Raw genomic sequence first — 16,217 nt, 5'->3', positions numbered from 1 at the left:
CGATCAGTGGCGATGCTTGCGGTGCTTGCGGTGACCGTCGTGATCGTCCTTGGTCAGTTCGGTGGCGATGGCACCACCTGCCGCGCCGCCGAGGCCCGCGCCGATAGCGGAACCGGTGGAGCCGCCCAGTGCGCGACCGGCTACCGAGCCGCCCGCTGCGCCCAGGCCGCCGCCGATGGCGGCTTCGGTCTTCTTGCCGCTCTTGGCGGTCATGGCGCTACCGGCTGCACCACCCAGGCCGGCGCCAATTGCCGCGCCGGTGCTGCCGCCGACGGCATTGCCGACAACGTTGCCCAGGGCGCCGCCGAGGCCGCCGCCGATGGCGTTGTTGGTGGTCTCGCCGGCTACAACGACCTGGGTTGCCAGTAGGCTGAGGGCGAGGGCGGTTACTGCTTTGCGCATCGTGCTGATTCTCCGTTTCGAAGGGGGATGTCCATGGTCCCGCGGCAACGCCAAGGGCCCCATGACACAGGTCAGATTATGGATTCGGAAGGGGACCGGTCGTCGCTCGACCAGGCCTCAGGTCTGTGGAAAAAGCCCGCTGGAAGCGGGCTTTTTCTAGTTGTCGCGGTGATCAATCATCCCAGTCGTGGTGGCGATGACGATGCTTGTGCTTGCGATGGCCCCAGCCATTGCCGTGACGGTGCTTGTGGCGGGACTCGCGATAGTGGCGGCGATCGTCGTAGTCGTCGTCGTAGCTCTTGTCGCCGTAGTAGTTGCCCAGAGCGCCGCCAGCGCCGCCGCCCAGGGCTGCGCCGATCAGGCCGCCGGTGGTTCCGCCCATCTGCCGGCCGACGACTTGACCGCCGGCGGCGCCGAGGCCACCGCCGATGGCGGCTTCAGTACGGTTGCGGCGCGGGGCAGCGACTGCACCACCCGCGGCACCACCTACGCCAGCGCCGATGGCTGCGCCGGTGCTGCCGCCCACGGCATTGCCGACCACGGAACCCAGGACCCCGCCCAGCGCACCACCAATACCGGCATCGGTATTGCCGCCTGCGAAGACGCTGCCGCTGGCCAGGCCAAGAGACAGGAGAAGGATCGAGGTGTACTTCATGGTGAGGATCGCCTCAGTGGTTTTTGGTGAGGCGATATTTGCTGTGGGAATTAACTTACGCAAGTGTCGGACGACGAAAAGCACTAACTTTTCTTATTTTTTTAATTGCTTGATTTGCCGGCAGAACTTTTTCCGAGTCGGGCTGTCTGAGACCTATTCCCGCCCGCGTCATTCCTGCTCTTTACGCCACCCGCAATGCTGGCAAAGTGCCCAATCAAATAAAGTTCCGTCGGAACTTTATATAGGCATTAATTCCCTATTTCAAATTGTTTCTGCCGGAAACAAGTTAGATAAACAAACTTCCCTTACTGCAGTTAAAGACTGGCTTGCGCCTCACTGTTGCGCGGCGGCAGGGTAGCGTGCGCGCGGAAATTTCGAGTGGATACCTTGGTGAGTATCGTGCGCCGGCCAGCGGCTCCGGACCCGGCAGGTGCCGGTCCGGAGCCGCATCCTCAGAGGATGCGGCCGTTGTCGCGGGAGGCTTCGAGGCGGATGGCCACGAACTTGGAGGTGGGGGTGTAGCTGCCCTCGCCGTAGCTTTCCAGCGGCACTAGCGGGTTGGTTTCCGGGTAGTAGGCGGCGGCTTGCCCGGTTGGAATGTCGAAGGCCAACAGGCTGAAACCGGATACCCGGCGCTCCACGCCGTCGTCCCACAAGGTCACCATGTCCACCTTCTGCCCCGGCTCGAAGCCCAGGCGGCGGATGTCTGCCTCGTTGGCGAAGACCACTTCGCGTTGGCCACGTACGCCGCGGTAGCGGTCGTCCAGGCCGTAGATGGTGGTGTTGTACTGGTCGTGCGAGCGCAGAGTCTGGAGGATCAGGTGCGGCTTCTCGCCGGTACTGCGTACCTTTTCGTGGAGCAGGTCAGCCGGCAGTGGAGCGGCCATGAAGTTGGCGCGGCCGCTCTGCGTGCTCCATTGCCGCGCATTGGCGGTATTGCCCAGGTAGAAGCCGCCCGGGTGCTGCACGCGGTGGTTGAAGTCCTCGAAGCCGGGAATCGTGTCGGCGATCAGCTCGCGGATGCGGTCGTAGTGGGCGACCAGGGCGTCCCAGTCCACCGGGTGGTTGCCCAGGGTGGCCTTGGCGATGCCGGCGATGATGGCCGGCTCGGAGCGCATCTCGCGGGAGGAGGGCTCCAGTTGACCGTAGGACGCATGGATCATGCTGAAGGAGTCTTCCACCGTCACTGCTTGCGGGCCTTCGGCCTGCCGGTCGATATCGGTGCGGCCGAGGCAGGGGAGGATCAGCGCTTCCTGGCCGACGGTCAGGTGGCTGCGGTTGAGCTTGGTGCTGATCTGTACCGTCAAATCGCAACGCTGTAGCGCGGCATGGGTGCGCGGGCTGTCCGGTGTGGCCTGGGCGAAGTTGCCGCCCAGGCCGATGAACACCTTCGCGTGGCCATCGAGCATGGCGTTGATCGCTTCCACCGTGTTGTGGCCATTGTCCCGAGGGACCCGGAAGCCGAAGCGCTTCTCCAGGGCATCGAGCAGCGCTGCCGGCGGCCGGTCGTTGATGCCCATGGTGCGGTCGCCCTGCACGTTGCTGTGGCCGCGCACCGGGCAGAGGCCGGCGCCGGGGCGGCCGACATTGCCGCGCAGCAGTTGCAGGTTGACGATTTCCTGGATGGTCGCCACCGAGTGGCGATGCTGGGTGATGCCCATGGCCCAGCAGATGATCACGCTGCCGGCGTTGCGGTAGATACGCGCGGCAATCTCGATCTCATCCAGGGTCAGGCCGGATTGTTGTTCGATCTGCGTCCAGGGCGTGGCGTCCAGTTCGCTCAGGTAGGCGTCGACACCGTCTGTGTGCTCGGTGATGAACGCGTGGTCGAACACCGGCGCCTCGCCGTTCGCCTGGGCCTCGCGTTCCCATTGCAGCAGGAACTTGGCGATACCGCGGATGGCGGCCATGTCGCCACCCAGTGCCGGACGGAAGAAGGCGGTGTTCAGCGGCCGTGAGCCGTTGCTGAGCATTTCCAGGGCGTGCTGCGGATGCTGGAAGCGCTCCAGACCGCGCTCCTTGAGCGGGTTGAAGCAGACCACCTGGGCGCCGCGCTTCACCGCTTCGCGCAGCGGTTCGAGCATGCGCGGGTGGTTGGTGCCCGGGTTTTGGCCAAGCACGAAGATGGCATCGGCATGTTCGAAGTCGTGGAAGGTCACGCTGCCCTTGCCCACGCCAACGCTCTGGCCCAGGGCTACGCCACTGGCCTCGTGGCACATGTTCGAGCAGTCGGGGAAGTTGTTGGTGCCGAAGGCGCGGACGAACAGCTGGTAGAGGTAGGCTGCCTCGTTGCTGGCGCGGCCGGAGGTATAGAACTCGGCCTGGTGCGGGCTTTCCAGGTTGCGGAGGTACCGGGCGACGAGGGCGAAGGCGTGCTCCCAGCTGACCGGCACATAGTGGTCGGTCTGGCGGTCGTAGCGCATGGGCTGGGTCAGGCGGCCCTGGTACTCGAGCCAGTAGTCGCTCTGCTCGCGCAACTGGCTGACGCTGTAGCGCGCAAAGAAGGCGGCATCCACCCGGCGCTTGGTGGCTTCCCAGTTGACGGCCTTGGCACCGTTCTCACAGAACTTGATGCGACCGTCCTCGGGGGAGTCGCCCCAGGCGCAGCCGGGGCAGTCGAAGCCGCCGCTCTGGTTGGTCTTGAGCAAGGCGCGCAGGTTTTTGAACGGCTGTTTGCTGTCCAGCCAGAAGCGGGTGACGCTCTTCAGCGCACCCCAGCCGGCCGCGGCGCCCTTGTAGGGTTTGTAGCGGGGTTGTACGGGTTGCAGGCTCATTCTTTCGGGGCTTTCGCTTCTGGCGCCGGGCTGTAGACCCGTGGGGCGCTATGGTGGGGCAGGTGGATGAGGTTGAGGTGGTGCCGGCGTGCCCATTCCACGGTCAGGCTGGTGGGCGCGGAGAGGCTGACCAGGGTGGACAGGCCGGCGCGCACCGCCTTGTGGATAAGTTCCAGGCTGCAGCGGCTGGTGACCACGGCGAAACCCGCGCGTGGGTCCAGGCCTTGGCGCAGCAGGGCGCCGATGAGTTTGTCGAGGGCGTTGTGGCGGCCGATGTCTTCACGGCACAGGCGCAGTTCCCCGCGGGCATCGACGAACAGCGCGGCGTGCAGGGCGCCACTGCGCCGGGCCAATTCCTGCGCCTGGTTGATGCGCTGGCGCAGGTCGCGGAAGTGTTCGGCTGGCGGCAGGGGGGCCGGGTCCAGCGAGCGCAGCTCAGGCAGCGCCTGTTCCAGCGCTTCCACGCCGCAGAGGCCACAGCCGGTGGTGCCGGCCAGGTTGCGGCGCTGTTCCTTGAGCGACCAGAAGGCGCGATTGCCAATGTCCACTTCGGCGTGCAGGGCGATACCTTCGCCTTCGATCTGGATGTCATAGATGTCGTCGATGGACTGCACCACCGCGCTGCTCAGGCTGAAGCCCGCGACGAAGTCTTCCAAGGCACTCGGGGAAACCATCATGACGGCGTAGCTGATGCCGTTGTAGGAAATCGCCAGGGCGCATTCTTCCGCCAGGTCGGCATCCTCTACGCGTGCGGCGGCGTCCAACTCGGCATATTGGTAGCCAGTGGGTGCGGGTGGGTTATCCACAGCGGTGAGATGGCGCTTGGCGTCTGGGTTTGGCATCGAATTGCCCCCTGCGACGGATTGACTCAGCCATCCTAGGCCCCTCTGGCAAGGGCGTCTAATCGCTATTCCCGATTCAGTGATCGAGCGCGTTTATCATGAGGCGGAATCGAGCCCCAACAAGGTCCGCGCTTCGGAGAAGCAGGCATCCGCCAGGGCCGAGCGGGGCGCGCCACGGCGCAGGATCAGGCCCAGCGGGGCGAGGGTACGGGCGTCTTCGATGGGGGTCAGCGCCAGGTGTTCAGTGAAGTCGTCGAGGCCGCTGTCCAGCGGCATGATGGCGCAGCACAGGCCGGCACTGACGGCTTGCAGCAGCTGGTGGACGGCGTCGGTCTCCAGTCTGGGCTGAGGCGAGAGGCCACGGCTGCGAAAGCCATGGTCGATGGACTGGCGAAAGTGCATGCCGCCGAAGAGCAGCCCCAGGGGCAGGTCCACCAGGCTTTCCCAGGGCAATGCGGGGATGTCGAAACTGAAGTGGCGGCGGTCGTGCAGCAGGCCCATGCGGGTCTGGGCCAGTTCCAGGCTTTCGAAGTGCTCGCGGTCCAGGCGGTCGAGGTAGGAAAGGCCCAGGTCCAGCTGGTTGCGCGCCAGGCCTTCGAGAATCTGTTCGGAGCTCAGGGAGAACAGCTGGAAGCGCAGGCTCGGGTGCGGGCCGGAGAAGGCTTGCACCAGGCGCATGGGGTCGAAGCCGGCCAGCGGCACCATGCCCAGGCGCAGGGTGCCGACCAGTTGGCCGCGGCAGGCTGCCGCCTCGGCATAGAGGCCATCGTGGGCCGCCAGCAGCGTGCGCGCCCAGGCCAGCACGCGCAGGCCGGCGTCGGTGAAGCCCTCGAAGCGCTGACTACGGACAACCAGTTCCAGCCCCAGTTCTTCTTCGAGGCTGCGCAGGCGCATCGACAGTGTCGGTTGGGTGACGTGGCAGCGCGCGGCGGCCTGGCCGAAGTGGCGGGTCTCTTCCAGGGCGATGAGGAACTTCAGTTGCTTGATGTCCATGCCGGCTCCTTGATCAGGGCATGGATTCTAGCCTGTCGTCGCCGCGGGGAGGTCGAACTGGAACGGCCGTCTAGACTTGCACTTCCCAGGCGCCGGGCGCGCCATCCCTATGGAACGAGAGGATCTGTCATGGGCATCTTCGACTTTGTCAAAGAAGCGGGTGTGAAACTGTGGGAAACCCTGGTAGGGCAGGAGGCGCAGGCCGCCGAGACGTTGAAGGAGCACGTGGCCAAGGTGGGGCTGGGCAATCCGGCCATCGAGCTGACGGTGGAGGGTGACAAGGTGATCGCCCGTGGTGAAGTGGCGACCCAGGAAGAGAAGGAGAAGATCCTCCTGGCCTTGGGCAACGTCGAAGGTGTGGCCCAGGTCGAGGATCAGATCAGCGTCAGTGCACCCGCCGTGGCGCCGGCCCGCTTCGTCACGGTGAAGAAGGGGGACACCCTGAGCGCCATTGCCAAGACTGAGTACGGCAACGCCAATGCCTATATGAAGATCTTCGAGGCCAACAAACCGATGCTTTCGCATCCGGACAAGATCTATCCGGGGCAGGTACTGCGTATTCCTGAATAGGGTCCCTACAAATCCTCGACGAGGGTCCGGTAGCTGTCCACTGCCGCGAATTCCTCGGTGTCCTTCGGGCCCTTGCGGCTGTCCGGCTCGCGTACCGCCAGCAGTTGGGCGATGCCGTACTGTCGCGCACTGCGCAGGACCGGCAGGCTGTCGTCGATGAACAGGCTGCGCGCTGCATCGAAGCCGAAGTCCTGTTGCAGGGCGTGCCAGAACTGCTGGTCTTCCTTGGGAAAGCCGTAGTCGTGGGAGCTGATCAGGCGGTCGAACCAGGGGGCGAGCTGGACTCGCTCCATCTTCAGCGACAGGGAGTCGCGGTGGGCGTTGGTGATCAGTGCCACGCGCTTGCCCGAGCGTCGCAGGGCGGCGAGGAAGAGGTCGGCATCCGGGCGCAGGGCGATCAGGTGCGCCACCTCGCGCTTGAGTTCGCGGATCGACAGGCGCAGCTCGCGACTCCAGAAGTCCGTGCAGTACCAGTTCAGTTGCCCGGCGTTGTCGCGAAACAGCGGCAGCAGCTCGGCGTCGGCCAGCTCGCGGCTGATGCCGTGGTGCTCGGCATAGCGCTGCGGCAGGTACTCCATCCAGAAGTGGTTATCGAAGTGCAGGTCGAGCAGGGTGCCGTCCATGTCGAGCAGGACGGTGTCGATGTCGTTCCAGGGCAGTGATGGCATGGGTGCTGTCGGTCGTTCCGGTGGGCTGTCGCCGTTACGTCGCTGGCCGTCGCTGGCACGCAATCTCCAGCGGGGACATTGGGCAAAGGCGGGGTATGATAACCCGCCGGTCATGCCAAGGAGTCCGTTATGCGTCAGAAGCCCACGGTGCTCGCTCGCGAGATAGTCGCCAGCAGCCGCCTGTTCCGTGTCGAGGAGCTGCAATTGCGCTTCGCCAATGGCGTCGAACGCACATACGAACGCTTGGTTGGCAAAGGCGCCGGCTACGGCGCCGTGATGGTGGTGGCCATGGCTGATGCCGAACACGTACTGCTGGTGGAGGAGTACTGCGCCGGCACCGACGACTACCAGTTGTCCCTGCCCAAGGGCTTGATCGAGCCAGGCGAGGAGGTGCTCGCCGCCGCCAACCGTGAACTCAAGGAAGAGGCCGGGTTTGGCGCGCGCCAGTTGGAGCACCTCACCGAACTGTCCCTCTCCCCTGGCTACATGAGCCAGAAGATCCAGGTGGTCCTGGCTCGCGATCTTTTCGAGGAGAGCCTGCCGGGCGACGAGCCCGAACCGCTGCGGGTCGACCGCATCAGCCTGCGCGAACTGTCCAGCCTCGCCCAGCACCAACAATTCAGCGAAGGCCGCGCCCTGGCCGCGCTCTACCTGACCCGAGACATCCTGACCCAACGTGGGGAGTACCAACCTTGAACCATCCCTTGCTTCCCGCCGTGATCGAACTGGTGCGCCAGGCGGGTGACGCCATCCTGCCTTTCTGGCGCGGCGAACTGGACGTTACCGAGAAGGACGACGCCTCTCCTGTTACCGCTGCTGATCTCGCGGCTCACAAAGTGCTGGACGCCGGCCTCGCAGCACTGGATCCGAGCATTCCGGTGCTTTCCGAAGAGGCGGCGAATATCCCCCTGGCCGAGCGTGCCAGCTGGCAGCGTTGGTGGCTGGTGGACCCACTGGATGGCACCAAGGAATTCATCGCGGGCAGCGAAGAGTTCACCGTCAACGTGGCGCTGATCGAAGGCGGCCGGGTGGTGTTCGGTGTGGTCGGCATGCCGGTCACCGGACGCTGCTACTACGGCGGTGCCGGCCTTGGCGCCTGGAGTCAGGATGAGGAGTTCGAAGCCGACGAAATCACCGTACGCATCGCGCCGGACGAAGCCTTCACCGTGGTCGCCAGCAAGCGTCATTCGAGCCCGGCCCAGGAGCGTCTGTTGGCGTGGCTGTGTGAGCGCTTCGGTGATCTGCAACTGGCCAGTATCGGCAGCTCGCTGAAGTTCTGCCTGCTGGCCGAGGGCTCTGCGGATTGCTACCCGCGCCTGGCCCCCACTTCCCAGTGGGACACAGCCGCCGCTCAGGGCGTGCTCGAAGGCGCTGGCGGCGAGGTGCTGGATCTTTCCGGCAAGGCGCTTACCTATGAAGCCCGCGAGGGTTTCCTCAATCCGTCCTTCCTGGCGTTGCCGGCAGCCGCCGAATGGCGGGCGGAGCTGATTCAGCTGGCGCGTGCGCTGGACTGAAAACACCGGAAACGAGAAAGGGCCCCGAGGGGCCCTTTTTCATGGCTGTCGCTTCATACAAGATTCGTAGGATGGCGTAGAGCGAAGCGAAACCCATCACCGCAATCGACGGGTTTCGCAGGCTCGCGGCGCCGAGTAGCGGTTTCAGTCGAGCATGTCGGCGAAACGCTCGTCCTTCCGGTAGCGCAGCGTCTGGGCGAAGCCGGGCACCTGGATGCCCTCAGGGCTCAGTTCGATTTGCTGCTCGTCGATCAGGTCGTTGCCGAAGTTGTAGATGATGTCGAACTCGCCCAGGCGGGCGCGGCGGTCGTATTCCTCGGCGTTGGCGCGGGTCTGCTCGCGTTTGGCCACGTAGGCGGCAAAGGCGGTTTCGCCGTAGCGTTTCTTCAGCATCTTCTCGGCCAGGCGCGGGGAGATGACCACACCGGTGGCGTTGTTGCCGCCGAAGCCCTTGGAGTTGATGAAGCAGACGTCCAGCTGGCGCTCGCCCAGGACACGGTCACGGGTTTCGATGGACAGGTGCTGGCGGTGCACGTCGTCGGCCACCCGGTCGATGGTCTTGATGCCCGGGAGGATGCCGTACTTGAACGTGCCCAGGGCGGCGATCACCTGGTCGCCGCTGGCGGTGGCCAGGGAGTGGCCGAGGTAGGCCTTCACGGCGGCGACCGGCCATTCATCGATGCCAAAGGCGCCGGCAACGCGGTCCAGCAGCTCGGATTCGGTCACGCGGTTGGCCGGGGTGCTGGAGCCGTGGGCGTGGACGAAGCTGCGTTCGCGCACACCGTCCGGGCCAATCAGCTGGGTGGCGGCGGCCACGGCCTTGGCCAGGGTCAGGTAGTTGCCCGGGCCGGGGGCGGAAATGGATTTCTTGAAGCCGTCGGCGTTGATGAAGACATCGGTCACTGCGCCGTGGATATCGGCGCCCAGTTCCAGCGCCAGTTCGTCATCCATCAGCACTACGTACTGGCTGGACTCTGCCAGGGTGAAGCCACAGTTCTCGCCGAACGGACGGCTGGCGCGGCGGAAGTCGACGTCCTCGCGGCCGCCCACCTGGCGCAGGCCTTCTTCGGTGGCCAGGGCGCCCATGGCGCCGTAACCGTCGATGCATTCCTGGTTGATCGGTGCCTCGGCGTTACCCACCAGGACCACGCGGGAGCGGCCGGAGGTGATGAGCTCGATGCCCTTCTGCAGGTTGTAGAGGAAGGTGGCGCAGGCGCCGGTGACGCTGCCAGTGGTACCGACGCTACCCAGCACGTAGGCATTGATGAAGTCGGCGGGCATGGTGTTCAGGCCCAGCGGCAGCTGCTTGGCGCTGACGCGGCTGCCCTTGAGGCGCGATTGCATCAGGCCACCGAAGCCGTTCTCGTCCAGCTGGCTCATGATGCTGCCGGAGAACACGGCGATCTCGTCCGGTTGCACGCGGTCGACGATGCTCTTCCACGGCAGGCCGATGGAACGGATGGCGTCGGTTGCGGCGACCACGGACATTTGCAAGCCGCGCGGGTGGAAGCGCGAGTTGTACAGCTCGCCCGGCTCGAAGCCGGTGGGCAGCTGCCCGGCGGACTTCACCGGCAGTTCGCGGTAGCTGTCCACCTTGAAGTCGCAGGTGCCCTGGAGAGTCACCCGGACTTCACCGTTATCCAGGGCTTCCACGTCCCAATTGGCGGGCAGCGGTTCGGGCAGTTGCTTGCGCGATGTGGTGAAGCTGAGGGCCTGGTTGTCACCGACCTGGGCCGTGAGGCTCTTGTGCCAGTGGGCGGCGTCCACGTCCAGGTGTTGCTTGCCGATGCGGCGTACCAGGGTGGAGTCGAGGATTTCGGTGGTGTAGCGGGTCTCGATCTCGGCCAGGGTCAGGGCCTTGCCGTCGGCATCCAGGTACTGGCCGTCGGTCACGGAAACCAGCTTCATCATCACGGCGAGGCCAGCCAGGGTCTCCTGACGGGCCTGTGTGTCCAGCGTCTCGATCACGATGCGACGGAAACCGTGGTGAAACGAGCTTCGTCCGGCCGCGTTGTAGCCGCCAAAACCCACAATCACTGGAAGTCGGGACATCTCTCGGAAACTCCTCAAAAAGACCATCTCATGCCGGCCGGCAGGCTTGGCCGCGGGGCGCCGCGCTCAGGTGGCGGCAGTTTGCGGCATCAAGCATCACGGGCCAGGTGGCATGAGCCAGGTGGCAGCTCGAATGAATGGGATGTCTACCTGACGCGGGGTGTGACTATCAAGTCACTCCGATGGTCATTCGGCGGATGGAGAAAAGGAGGGGCCGGTGGGCGGGGAATGCCGTAGGGGCGAATGAATTCGCCCCTACGGGGGAGGGTGGTTCGCGATCAGCGGTATTCGATACCAGCCTTCCTGGTGGTAACGCGGGTACCGGATTTGCCTTCGGTGATGGCCACGATGTTTTCCAGGGAGCCGATCACCGCGTCCTTGCCGGTGTTGCGAGCGAATTCCATCGCCGCCTGGACCTTCGGCCCCATGGAGCCAGCGGCGAAGCCGAGGCGCTCCAGCTCGTCCGGGTGGGCCTGGGCGATGGCTTTCTGGGTCGGCTTGCCCCAGTCGATATAGGCGGCATCGACGTCGGTGGCGATGATCAGGACGTCGGCGTCCAGTTCCTCGGCCAGCAGCGAGGAGCAGAGGTCTTTATCGATCACCGCTTCGACGCCGGAGAGCTTCTTGCCGGATTCGTCATACATGGTCGGGATGCCGCCACCACCGGCGCAGATGACGATGGTGCCTTTCTCCAGCAGCCACTTGACCGGGCGAATCTCGAAGATGCGCTTGGGACGCGGGCTGGCGACCACGCGGCGGAACTTGTCGCCGTCGGGCGCGATGCTCCAGCCTTTCTCCTTGGCCAGGGCCTCGGCTTCTTCCTTGGAGTAGACCGGGCCGATCGGCTTGGTCGGGTTCTGGAAGGCCGGGTCCTTGGCGTCGACTTCGACCTGGGTGAGGAGGGTGGCGAATGGCACTTCGAACGGCAGCAGGTTGCCCATTTCCTGTTCGATCATGTAGCCGATCATGCCTTCGGTCTCGGCGCCGAGAACGTCCAGCGGGTAGGGCGTGACCTTGTCATAGGACGCGCCCTGCAGGGCCAGCAGGCCGACTTGGGGGCCGTTGCCGTGGGCGATCACCAGTTCGTTGCCGGGCGCGACCTTGGCGATCTGCTCGGCGGCAATCTTCACGTTGGCGCGCTGGTTGTCGGCAGTCATGGGTTCGCCACGACGCAGCAGGGCGTTACCGCCCAATGCGACGACGATACGCATAGTGATTTCCTCCTGAGGGTGAAAATGCGTCCCGGACCGGCGAGCGCGTCGCGGTCCGGGGCGTATCGGGACTTACATGTCGGCGAGGGTCGAAACGAGGATCGCCTTGATGGTGTGCATGCGGTTTTCCGCCTGCTCGAAGGCGATGTTGTACGGGGACTCGAAGACGTCTTCGGTGACTTCAATGCCGTTCTTCAGGTTCGGGTACTTGGCAGCGATTTCCTTGCCGACCTTGGTTTCGCTGTTGTGGAACGCCGGCAGGCAGTGCATGAACTTCACGCGCGGATTGCCGGCCGCTTTCATCATGTCCATGTTGACCTGGTAGGGCAGCAGCTCCTGGATGCGTTCGCCCCAGGCTTCCACCGGCTCACCCATGGACACCCAGACGTCGGTGTGGATGAAGTCCACGCCCTTGACCGCTACTTTCGGGTCTTCGGTGATGGTGAGGCGGGCGCCGCTTTCCTCGGCGAATTTCTTGCAGGCGGCGACGTGCTCGTCGGTCGGCCACAGTTCCTTCGGCGCGGCGATGCGTACATCCATGCCGAGCTTGGCGCCGATCAGCAGCAGGGAGTTGCCCATGTTGTTGCGGGCGTCGCCCAGGTAGGCATAGGAGATCTCGTGCAAGGGCTTGTCGCTGTGCTCGCGCATGGTCAGCACGTCGGCGAGCATCTGGGTCGGGTGGTATTCGTCGGTCAGGCCATTGAACACCGGCACGCCCGCGTAGGTGGCCAGTTCTTCGACGATCTCCTGCTTGAAGCCACGGTACTCGATGGCGTCGTACATGCGGCCGAGCACGCGGGCGGTGTCCTTCATGCTTTCTTTGTGGCCGATCTGCGAAGAGTTCGGGTCGATGTAGGTGACGTTGGCGCCCTGGTCATAGGCGGCCACTTCAAAGGCGCAGCGGGTACGGGTGGAGGTCTTCTCGAAGATCAGCGCGATGTTGTTGCCTTTGAGGTGCTGTTGCTCGGTACCGGTGTACTTGGCGCGCTTCAGGTCGCGAGACAGGTCCAGCAGGTAACGCAGCTCGCGAGTGCTGTGGTGCATCAGGCTGAGCAGGTTACGGTTGTGCATGTTGAAAGCCATGGTTCTTTCTCCTTGTGGGCAGCTTGAAACCTGGCCCCGTCAGAACAGCTCGTGGCTGGCGAGGCGGGCGGCTCCGGGTTGAGAGCCGCCGTGGAATATCAACTCAGTAGTCGATCGGGTCGCGCAGGATCGGGCAGGTCATGCAGTGACCGCCGCCACGGCCGCGGCCGAGTTCGCTGGCGCTGATGGTGACCACTTCGACACCGGCCTTGCGCAGCAGGGTGTTGGTGTAGGTGTTGCGGTCGTAGCCGACCACCACGCCGGGCTCCAGGCAGACCACGTTGTTGCCGTCGTCCCACTGCTCGCGCTCGGCTTCGAAGGCGTCGCCGCCGGTCTGCACCACGCGCAGCTTCTTGAGGTTGAGGGATTCGGCCACCACCGAGATGAAGTCCTTGTCCTCGCGGCGGATGTCGATGCCGTACGGGCGGCTTTCATCCGGGCGCAGGACGAAGGGCACGATTTCCTTGACCACTTCCGGGAAGACCGTGACCAGGTCGCGGTCGCAAAAGGTGAAGACGGTGTCCAGGTGCATGGCGGCGCGCGATTTGGGCAGGCCGGCGACGACGACTTTCTGCGCGGCGCCTTTGGCGAACAGCGATTGAGCCAACTGGCCGATGGCCTGGCGCGAGGTCCGCTCGCCCATCCCGACCAGCACTACGCCGTTGCCGATGGGCATTACGTCGCCACCTTCAAGGGTGGACATGCCATGGTCCTTGTCAGGGTCGCCGTACCAGACTTCGAACTCGGCCTCGGTGAAGGTCGGGTGGAACTTGTAGATGGCGGTGGTCAGCAGGGTCTCCTGGCGACGGGCCGGCCAGTACATCGGGTTGAGGGTCACGCCACCGTAGATCCAGCAGGTGGTGTCGCGGGTGAACTGGGTGTTGGGTAGCGGCGGCAGGATGAAGCTGGAGTGGCCCAGGTAGTCGCGGTACATCTTGATGGCGCTGACGCCTTCGCTTTCCGGCAGGTCGGAGCCGGCGACGCCGCCGATGAGGAATTCGGCGATCTTGCGCGGCTCCAGGCCTTCGATCCAGGAGCGCACTTCGTTGGTGAGGCCGACACCCACCTGGTCAGCGGTGATCTTGCGATCGAGGATCCACTTCAGGGCTTCCTTGTTCTGCACGATGTCGGTGAGCAGGTTGTGCATTTCCAGGACGTCGATGCCGCGCTCACGCATCTTGGTGACGAAGTCGAAGTGGTCGCGCTTGGCCTGGTTCACCCAGATCACGTCATCGAACAGCAGCTCGTCGCAATTGTTGGGGGTCAGGCGCATATGTGCGAGCCCCGGCGAGCAGACCATTACCTTATGCAGCTTGCCGGCTTCCGAATGAACGCCGAGTTTGACTTTGGACATGGCAGGGTCTCCTTACGGGTTACAGGGTCAGGAAGCCGTCGTAGAGCCCGTAGGCCGCCACGAGCGCGCCGATTACCACGGCGGCGAAGATCAGCTTCTCGACATTGGTGAATACCGGTTGGCCAACTTCCCGTTTGGCCTTGGCGAAGAGAATCACGCCTGGTGCGTAAAGCAGGGCGGAGAGCAGCAGGTACTTCACACCACCGGCGTACAGCAGCCAGACGGCGTAGATCAGCGCGATGGCCGCGATGACCAGGTCCTTGTTCCGGTCCGAGGCATCCTGTTCGTAGCCTTCGCCACGCAGGGGCAGTAGAAACGCGTAGGCGGCGGACCAGAGGTAGGGCACCAGGATCATGGAGGTGGCGAGGTAGATCAGCGACAGGTAGGTGCTGGCGCTGAACAGCGTGATGATCAGGAAGATCTGCACCATCGCGTTGGTCAGCCACAGGGCGTTGGCCGGGACCTGGTTGGCGTTCTCCTTGCGGATGAAGGCCGGCATGGTGTGGTCCTTGGCCGCGGCGAAGAGGATCTCGGCGCAGAGCAGCACCCAGGAGAGCAGGGCTCCGACCAGGGAGATGACCAGGCCGACGCTGATCAGCACCGCACCCCAGTCGCCGACCACGTGCTTGAGCACAGCCGCCATCGAGGGGTTCTGCAGCTTGGCCAGTTCCGGCTGCGTCATGATGCCGAGGGACAGCACGTTCACCAGCACCAGCAGCAACAGCACGATGATGAAGCCCAGCACGGTGGCCTTGCCCACATCGCTGCGCTTCTCGGCGCGGGCGGAGAAGATGCTCGCGCCCTCGATGCCGATGAACACCCAGACGGTGACCAGCATCATGTTGCGCACCTGGTTCATCACGCTGCCCAGCTCGATGTTCTTCGAACCCCAGATGTCAGCGGTGAAGATATCCAGCTTGAAGGCGAACAGGCAGATGAGGATGAACAGGAACAGCGGCACCACCTTGGCGATGGTGGTCACCAGGTTGATGAAGGCCGCTTCCTTGATCCCGCGCAGCACCAGGAAATGCACGGCCCAGAGGACGATGGAGGCGCCGATGATGGCCGCCAGCGTGTTGCCCTCGCCGAAGATCGGGAAGAAGTACCCCAGGGTACTGAACAACAGCACGAAGTAACCGACGTTGCCCAGCCAGGCACTGATCCAGTAGCCCCAGGCCGAGGAGAAACCCATGTAGTCGCCGAACCCGGCCTTGGCGTAGGCGTACACCCCGCCGTCGAGGTCCGGTTTGCGGTTGGCCAGGGTCTGGAAGACGAATGCCAGGGTGAGCATGCCCACCGCGGTAATGGCCCAACCGATAAGAATGGCGCCGACATCGGCACTGGCAGCCATGTTCTGCGGCAGCGAGAAAATACCCCCGCCCACCATTGAGCCGACAACCAGGGCCACTAAAGCGCCTAGTTTAAGTTTGTCGGACGATTCTGACATTTTGCACCTCCATCCCAAGTAGGAACTGTGCTTATTGAGCGCGCAGTCTTTTGACTGCGTTCTGATCCAGATCAATAGCTGGCTAATGTGTCATTCTGACAATTTCCTTGCTGTCGTGGAGGGAAGGGGGCTACTGCGGATTGCGGCTCAGGACTAGCAATCTAGAGGGTTTGGCAAGCCATCCCAGGCGGCGCCTAATACAAACTAGTCGGTTTTGCAGGGCCTTCAAGTTGCAACTTGCATGGCATTGATTTCTACGGGAAAGCACTATTTTTCTTGTAGGAAATTGACGAATTAATCCCGTTTATTTCGCTATAAGTGGGGTTTTTTTAATTAGGAAAGCCGTGAAATTTCAACAAGAGAAATCATGTTCGCGCGTAGGCACATTGACATCAGATGAGCGTCTTTTGGATCAGGTCCGACTTCTGAAATGGCGTTGAATTACGAACTTGAGAAGCGAGAAAAGCGCCCGTTCGGGGCGTTCTGCTCCGGTACATCGCCCCGCGTCTCGCGCGCATGAAAAAGCCCGGCGCAGGGCCGTAATGCTGTTCACTTAAGCGGAGCAGCATTGCGGTCCACCGGGTAGCGGGTCTTGCAGATCTTCACCGTCCTCGGCCTTGAGGGCCTTGGGCGGTGATCCAGAAACAGCCCG

Annotated in this window: 14 protein-coding genes; 3 read left to right on the top strand and 11 right to left on the bottom strand. The window is 63.8% G+C overall.

Going from position 1 to position 16,217, the window contains the following annotated elements:
- Positions 1-3: 3 nt before the first annotated feature.
- The 5 genes from FFS60_RS10260 to FFS60_RS10240 all read right to left on the bottom strand — a co-directional run bounded on the left by FFS60_RS10260 (position 4) and on the right by FFS60_RS10240 (position 5,666).
- A complete protein-coding gene (locus FFS60_RS10260) occupies positions 4-402 on the bottom strand; it encodes a glycine zipper domain-containing protein (protein WP_028626779.1) in 399 nt (132 codons plus the stop codon).
- Between the two features lie 172 nt (positions 403-574).
- Positions 575-1,057: a hypothetical protein gene (locus tag FFS60_RS10255; protein ID WP_137821922.1), complete on the bottom strand. Its 483-nt coding sequence runs from the start codon at positions 1,055-1,057 to the stop codon at positions 575-577.
- 452 nt (positions 1,058-1,509) lie between these two features.
- Positions 1,510-3,831, bottom strand: coding sequence for an FdhF/YdeP family oxidoreductase (locus tag FFS60_RS10250; protein ID WP_137821921.1), 2,322 nt, complete (start codon positions 3,829-3,831; stop codon positions 1,510-1,512).
- On the bottom strand, positions 3,828-4,673 hold the full coding sequence (gene fdhD / locus FFS60_RS10245) for a formate dehydrogenase accessory sulfurtransferase FdhD (protein WP_137821920.1): 846 nt from the start codon (positions 4,671-4,673) through the stop codon (positions 3,828-3,830). The genes FFS60_RS10250 and fdhD overlap by 4 nt, the downstream gene beginning before the upstream one ends.
- Before the next feature lie 96 nt (positions 4,674-4,769).
- Positions 4,770-5,666 carry a LysR family transcriptional regulator gene (locus FFS60_RS10240; RefSeq protein WP_028626775.1) on the bottom strand — a complete coding sequence of 299 codons (897 nt, stop codon included), beginning with the start codon at positions 5,664-5,666 and terminating at the stop codon, positions 4,770-4,772.
- A gap of 129 nt (positions 5,667-5,795) precedes the next feature.
- Here FFS60_RS10240 and lysM point away from each other — a divergent pair, with 129 nt between their 5' ends.
- Positions 5,796-6,236, top strand: a complete 441-nt coding sequence (gene lysM / locus FFS60_RS10235; protein WP_028626774.1) for a peptidoglycan-binding protein LysM — start codon at positions 5,796-5,798, stop codon at positions 6,234-6,236.
- Positions 6,237-6,241: 5 nt separating this feature from the next.
- Here the strand turns inward: lysM and yrfG are convergent, their stop codons facing one another.
- The gene (gene yrfG / locus FFS60_RS10230; RefSeq protein WP_137821919.1) at positions 6,242-6,904 is read right to left on the bottom strand and encodes a GMP/IMP nucleotidase; all 663 of its coding nucleotides are present in this window, start codon (positions 6,902-6,904) and stop codon (positions 6,242-6,244) included.
- A gap of 129 nt (positions 6,905-7,033) precedes the next feature.
- On the opposite strand from yrfG, the gene nudE reads away from it, so the two are divergent.
- Positions 7,034-7,600: an ADP compounds hydrolase NudE gene (gene nudE / locus FFS60_RS10225; RefSeq protein ID WP_028626772.1), complete on the top strand. Its 567-nt coding sequence runs from the start codon at positions 7,034-7,036 to the stop codon at positions 7,598-7,600.
- Positions 7,597-8,418: a 3'(2'),5'-bisphosphate nucleotidase CysQ gene (cysQ, locus tag FFS60_RS10220; protein ID WP_028626771.1), complete on the top strand. Its 822-nt coding sequence runs from the start codon at positions 7,597-7,599 to the stop codon at positions 8,416-8,418. The genes nudE and cysQ overlap by 4 nt, the downstream gene beginning before the upstream one ends.
- Positions 8,419-8,562: 144 nt before the next feature.
- On the opposite strand, the gene FFS60_RS10215 is transcribed toward cysQ, so the two are convergent.
- From FFS60_RS10215 to arcD, 5 genes are all read right to left on the bottom strand, one after another.
- On the bottom strand, positions 8,563-10,470 hold the full coding sequence (locus FFS60_RS10215; RefSeq protein WP_137821918.1) for a beta-ketoacyl synthase: 1,908 nt from the start codon (positions 10,468-10,470) through the stop codon (positions 8,563-8,565).
- A 278-nt stretch (positions 10,471-10,748) separates the two neighbouring features.
- The gene (gene arcC / locus FFS60_RS10210; RefSeq protein ID WP_028626769.1) at positions 10,749-11,681 is read right to left on the bottom strand and encodes a carbamate kinase; all 933 of its coding nucleotides are present in this window, start codon (positions 11,679-11,681) and stop codon (positions 10,749-10,751) included.
- Positions 11,682-11,753: 72 nt separating this feature from the next.
- Positions 11,754-12,764 (bottom strand): ornithine carbamoyltransferase, encoded by a 1,011-nt coding sequence (locus FFS60_RS10205; protein WP_028626768.1) that lies wholly within the window; start codon positions 12,762-12,764, stop codon positions 11,754-11,756.
- 103 nt (positions 12,765-12,867) lie between these two features.
- Positions 12,868-14,118 (bottom strand): arginine deiminase, encoded by a 1,251-nt coding sequence (arcA, locus tag FFS60_RS10200; protein ID WP_028626767.1) that lies wholly within the window; start codon positions 14,116-14,118, stop codon positions 12,868-12,870.
- 19 nt (positions 14,119-14,137) lie between these two features.
- Positions 14,138-15,565 (bottom strand): arginine-ornithine antiporter, encoded by a 1,428-nt coding sequence (gene arcD, locus FFS60_RS10195; protein ID WP_028626766.1) that lies wholly within the window; start codon positions 15,563-15,565, stop codon positions 14,138-14,140.
- Positions 15,566-16,217: the final 652 nt, after the last annotated feature.

The sequence above is a fragment of the Pseudomonas sp. D(2018) genome (assembly GCF_005502555.1).
GTDB classification, from domain to species: Bacteria; Pseudomonadota; Gammaproteobacteria; order Pseudomonadales; family Pseudomonadaceae; genus Metapseudomonas; species Metapseudomonas resinovorans.
Note: the sequence above shows the minus strand (reverse complement) of the source record. Positions and strands in the feature narration are given on the sequence as shown.

Excerpts from the sequence above, each read along its gene's own strand:
- FFS60_RS10215 (WP_137821918.1), bottom strand. The coding sequence starts at position 10,470 with ATGTCCCGACTTCCAGTGATTGTGGGTTTTGGCGGCTACAACGCGGCC.
- arcD (WP_028626766.1), bottom strand. The coding sequence starts at position 15,565 with ATGTCAGAATCGTCCGACAAACTTAAACTAGGCGCTTTAGTGGCCCTG.
- arcC (WP_028626769.1), bottom strand. The coding sequence starts at position 11,681 with ATGCGTATCGTCGTCGCATTGGGCGGTAACGCCCTGCTGCGTCGTGGC.
- FFS60_RS10255 (WP_137821922.1), bottom strand. The coding sequence starts at position 1,057 with ATGAAGTACACCTCGATCCTTCTCCTGTCTCTTGGCCTGGCCAGCGGC.
- FFS60_RS10205 (WP_028626768.1), bottom strand. The coding sequence starts at position 12,764 with ATGGCTTTCAACATGCACAACCGTAACCTGCTCAGCCTGATGCACCAC.
- yrfG (WP_137821919.1), bottom strand. The coding sequence starts at position 6,904 with ATGCCATCACTGCCCTGGAACGACATCGACACCGTCCTGCTCGACATG.
- lysM (WP_028626774.1), top strand. The coding sequence starts at position 5,796 with ATGGGCATCTTCGACTTTGTCAAAGAAGCGGGTGTGAAACTGTGGGAA.
- fdhD (WP_137821920.1), bottom strand. The coding sequence starts at position 4,673 with ATGCCAAACCCAGACGCCAAGCGCCATCTCACCGCTGTGGATAACCCA.
- FFS60_RS10250 (WP_137821921.1), bottom strand. The coding sequence starts at position 3,831 with ATGAGCCTGCAACCCGTACAACCCCGCTACAAACCCTACAAGGGCGCC.
- arcA (WP_028626767.1), bottom strand. The coding sequence starts at position 14,118 with ATGTCCAAAGTCAAACTCGGCGTTCATTCGGAAGCCGGCAAGCTGCAT.
- FFS60_RS10260 (WP_028626779.1), bottom strand. The coding sequence starts at position 402 with ATGCGCAAAGCAGTAACCGCCCTCGCCCTCAGCCTACTGGCAACCCAG.
- FFS60_RS10240 (WP_028626775.1), bottom strand. The coding sequence starts at position 5,666 with ATGGACATCAAGCAACTGAAGTTCCTCATCGCCCTGGAAGAGACCCGC.
- nudE (WP_028626772.1), top strand. The coding sequence starts at position 7,034 with ATGCGTCAGAAGCCCACGGTGCTCGCTCGCGAGATAGTCGCCAGCAGC.